We start from the raw sequence: 3916 nt of genomic DNA, 5'->3' as shown, positions 1-3916 counted from the left end.
CTATTACATGACATGGGAGGCTTCCAGTCCCTCCCCTTTCGCTTTCACTTCGAGCGGATTGACCCGCCTTGGCTGAACTACGCAGCTCTCTATCCCATTGCCAAAGGCATTTGGGATTGCTTTTCTGAGGATGTTGTAAGAACCGTTAACATCGGAGTTAATTAATTGACCGACTGATGTTCTGTATAATCCTCTTTTGATTCGCCTGCCACTAAATACGACATCCAAAGCGCTAGTATGCCCGTACACAGGAATTGGATCTAGATTCAAGAAATTAAAGTCGGCGACCCCCTCACGAGAGCCGCCGCTCTCCAAAACCGTGCGTGAAAATTTCTCTTCACACGGCTCCTCAATGACTCGGTGATTGTCACTCATACCGCGTTACCAACATATCCTCTTTCCAGAACCATTCTGTACGTGAAGGTGGCTTAGGTTTAACACTTTTACAGCTAGATTTTGTACCCCGACTGCCATCTGTAGCAGTCTTTATATCGTGGCAATGCCTGTGAAGTAAGTCCCAGTTGTCATAAGAATCCTTTCCACCTTTCGATTTAGGAATTCTGTGGTCAACTTCCATGACATCTTCGTCTCGAAAATGTAATCCGCAGTGAGAACATTTACCCTTTTGAATCTTAAGAAGTGTTGTCACTCTTTTGGGACTTTCAGGGTGTTTTCCCATTCTTATACTCCAATACACCAGGTTTCCGTCGTATGGTGACGATTCGCCTTTAACTTTGGCATGGTCTATGATTTTTATTTGACCATGTTTACGTAACCGGAGAGGGTTAGTCCCTTCTTCCCTGATTGCGAATACCCAGTGATCATTGCCTATGGTTTGCCAGTATTTATTTGACACCCATGTTTTCGATTTGTGATGGCGATGATTTGCCCAAGCTCTGAGTTTTTGATACACCAGTGAGTCTAATTTATAGAAGACTTTGCTACTTGGAACCGTTCGGTAATAATTAGCCCACCCTATAATTAGAGGATTTAACCTCTTAATTAAATCTGATTGAGATTTGGCTTTGTGGATGTCTATTATTCTTGCGATTTCTTTGAGGTGTATCTTAACTTTTGTCGGGCTTGGGGTGATGATTGTGCTGAAACCCAGTAGTTCACCTTGGGGATTTTTCCCGCTAGTATATTTGCCAGATGGATATTGCCTGACTTTGAATCCCAGGAAATCAAATCCTGGAGACTGTCCATCATGGCTGCTCATTGTGTGAGCTATCCTTGTTTTACTGAATTTTAGCTCCAAACCCATGCCTTTTAGCCATTCAGAGATTATCTCTTTACACTTTTGAACAACGGTTAAATCTTCGTGGAGAATTACGAAGTCATCGGCGTATCTTATTAAGGATATGCTTTTACATTTTTGTTGCCAGCTTACTTGCCCTTTTCCTGTTGACTTTTTGATGTCCAAGGTTTTGGCAAATTCCTTAATTCGATGTTCCATCCCGTGGAGAGCTATATTAGCCAGTAGTGGAGAAATAACTCCACCCTGTGGCGTACCCTCAAGTGTTGGAAACAACTGCTGTCCGTCCATCACCCCCGCTCTGAGCCATGCCTTGATTTGGCGGCGCAAAAGCGGGAATGTATTTAATTTTTTAAGCAGTGCTTCATGGTCGATTTTGTCGAAGCATTTGGCGATGTCCGCATCTAGCACATATTTTTGCTTATACCTAATCGCATTAAATATTGCCCCGATAGCATCTTGGCACGAGCGTCCAGGTCTGAACCCATATTGGTTCGGTTCAAATCGCGCTTCCCATTCTGGTTCTAATGCCAGTTTAACAAGCGCCTGCAATGCCCGGTCTTTCATTGTTGGGATTCCTAAAGGTCGCTTCTCTTCTGTACCAGGCTTGGGAATCCATACTCGCCTGGTTGGGCTGACCTTTGAACTCAGGTTTATATTACCTATTAGGTCAAGGCGTTGCTTTGGGGTTAGTGATTTGACACCATCCACACCTGCCGTCTTTTTTCCTTTGTTATCCTGAGTAACCCTACGAACCGCTAAGCATTTTGCAGCCCAGGACTTCATCAACAACTTTTGGAGTCTGCGAAGCGCCTTAATATCACCACGATTGGCGGCTTGATAGATTCTTTTCTGCAACTTGAACACAACTCTTTCCAGCTTTCGCCAAGGAGTCTTGTTCCATTCATACATCGGTTTTACCGTGCTCATGACTTTTATATTGCTACTGGAGGCTCTATCTTCCGAGACACCGTGGGTCTGTCTGCATATCTCCCTCGTTACAGGGGAGCTTTCGCTTTTGACCCAATCTCTCCTTGCCGTTGCATCCGGTTAGCACCTACTCTGAAAATCGACTTTTCCAGAGAGCAAACGGTAGGTTATTTCGTTCCTGTTCGTCTTTGTTTAGAGCTTTTAGGGTGGTACTTTCCACCGGGTTTATTACAGAGTGCTTGGTTGGTCAAACAAACAATTGCCAACCCTGTGGTAAATTGAAGGTAGAATCCCTTTATTACCAATCCTTGCCCTTTTGGGACTCCCAGCGTATCAACCTGTTTCGCTGGTTATCTCTCACGATGGTTCGGATGTACCTTTGCTTTTGCTACCCATAAACTCCTGCTCAACGGGATTCTAGAATAGGTTTTCCAGTTACCGCTTTTTCACCCCGCTTTACGGATTGATGGCTAATCGCTACCGTAGGGGTGATGCTTTCACCGCAGCACCAGCGGGATGGGACTTGAACAGTGTTCTCACCCACAAGACGAACAAGTTGTCATCTAACAAGGGATTAAAGTGCGAACTCAATCCATATTGGATTACCTTATTAGAGCCTGAATTCTCCCCATTTCTGGGTTTCTTCAGAACGAAACGCACATTCGACTTAGACGTGTAAGATTCTTCTTGAACAATCACCTTAATTCCCACCAATCGAGCCTTGTATTCCAACATCTCAATTAATCGAGCGTGAGGAATGCTGACAAAGTTTTGATTAGTTCGTTTTCCCAGGTTAATTTCAGTTTTCCACTGTGCATTTTTGCCAATTACTAGCGTCCCAATTTGATTTGCCGTCAGAAGTTCGACTATTAATCGACTTGTGTGATGCAAGTAATTATCGACTTTTTGGTTGCGACAGCGGGTTAAGCGTTGAAGCCGGGGTGAGGTTTTGCGCTCCCCTTTTAGTTGGGATTGCAACTGCGAAGAACGTTTGTTGTAGAACTGGTTAATCGATTTGAGTGGTCGCCCGTTAATCAAAAGAGGGATAAATCCCGGTTGATTTGAAGTTAGCGCCGCTAAATTGTCCAGTCCCAAATCAATACTAGCTACGAAGTTGTTACTGCTAGCGGTGGACTCCGGTTCATCGTAAATTACCTCAATTACATAAGCATCGCATTTGGGAACCAATCTAACTTGACAAATTCGTTCGGGATTTACTTTGGTTTTGATTAAAATCTCAGTACCTGACAGTTTAATAATTCCATTTTTCAACTGCCTGCTGCTTATTGCTTGAATCGTATAAACCAGGATATTTCGACCTTTGACTTTATCTTTGTACTTAGGTAGTTTTGGACGACCCGTAAATTTAGAGGCATCTTTTTTGTAAGCTTTGAGAGCTTCAAAAAACGATTTCCAGTTTTTGTCTAACAACATCAAGATTTGCTGGCTAACCTTGGCAGGCATTGCCTTGTAAGCTGCGTGAGATTTCATCAAGCGATTCATTTCGTTGTAATTGACATAGCCCCATCCATAAATGAAACTTTGACGAAGGACATAATTGGCAGCATTGTAGAGATTCTTCGATTTAAAAGCTAGTTCGTCAATTTGGACGAAACGGCGTTCTTTCGATTTAATGATGTGACGTTCTGTTAGCTGCATTCTCAACCTCCTGACCACATAATACCATGCTTGATTACTTATGCTTACAAACTGAATGAAGTTTTACAATAC

The 3916-nt window shown here is 43.2% G+C and carries 2 protein-coding genes and 1 pseudogene; all 3 read right to left on the bottom strand.

Features of this window, described 5'->3' with window-relative positions; all coding sequences use genetic code 11:
- Positions 1–3: 3 nt before the first annotated feature.
- A pseudogene (locus JGK16_RS32200) lies at positions 4–276 on the bottom strand (RNA-guided endonuclease TnpB family protein); the annotation flags it as partial.
- 91 nt (positions 277–367) lie between these two features.
- Positions 368–2185: a group II intron reverse transcriptase/maturase gene (gene ltrA / locus JGK16_RS32195; protein WP_293187180.1), complete on the bottom strand. Its 1818-nt coding sequence runs from the start codon at positions 2183–2185 to the stop codon at positions 368–370.
- 477 nt (positions 2186–2662) lie between these two features.
- Positions 2663–3844: a transposase gene (locus tag JGK16_RS32190; protein WP_293193931.1), complete on the bottom strand. Its 1182-nt coding sequence runs from the start codon at positions 3842–3844 to the stop codon at positions 2663–2665.
- Positions 3845–3916: the final 72 nt, after the last annotated feature.

Origin of the sequence: Microcoleus sp. PH2017_09_SFU_O_A, from assembly GCF_020738625.1 — a bacterium.
Taxonomy (GTDB): domain Bacteria; phylum Cyanobacteriota; class Cyanobacteriia; order Cyanobacteriales; family Microcoleaceae; genus Microcoleus.
The sequence above is the reverse complement of the archived record's forward strand: the minus strand, read 5'-3'. Positions and strand labels throughout refer to the sequence as shown.

What these genes read in the sequence shown, in the direction of transcription:
- JGK16_RS32190 (WP_293193931.1), bottom strand. Translation starts at nt 3,844, where the DNA reads ATGCAGCTAACAGAACGTCACATCATTAAATCGAAAGAACGCCGTTTC.
- ltrA (WP_293187180.1), bottom strand. Translation starts at nt 2,185, where the DNA reads ATGAGCACGGTAAAACCGATGTATGAATGGAACAAGACTCCTTGGCGA.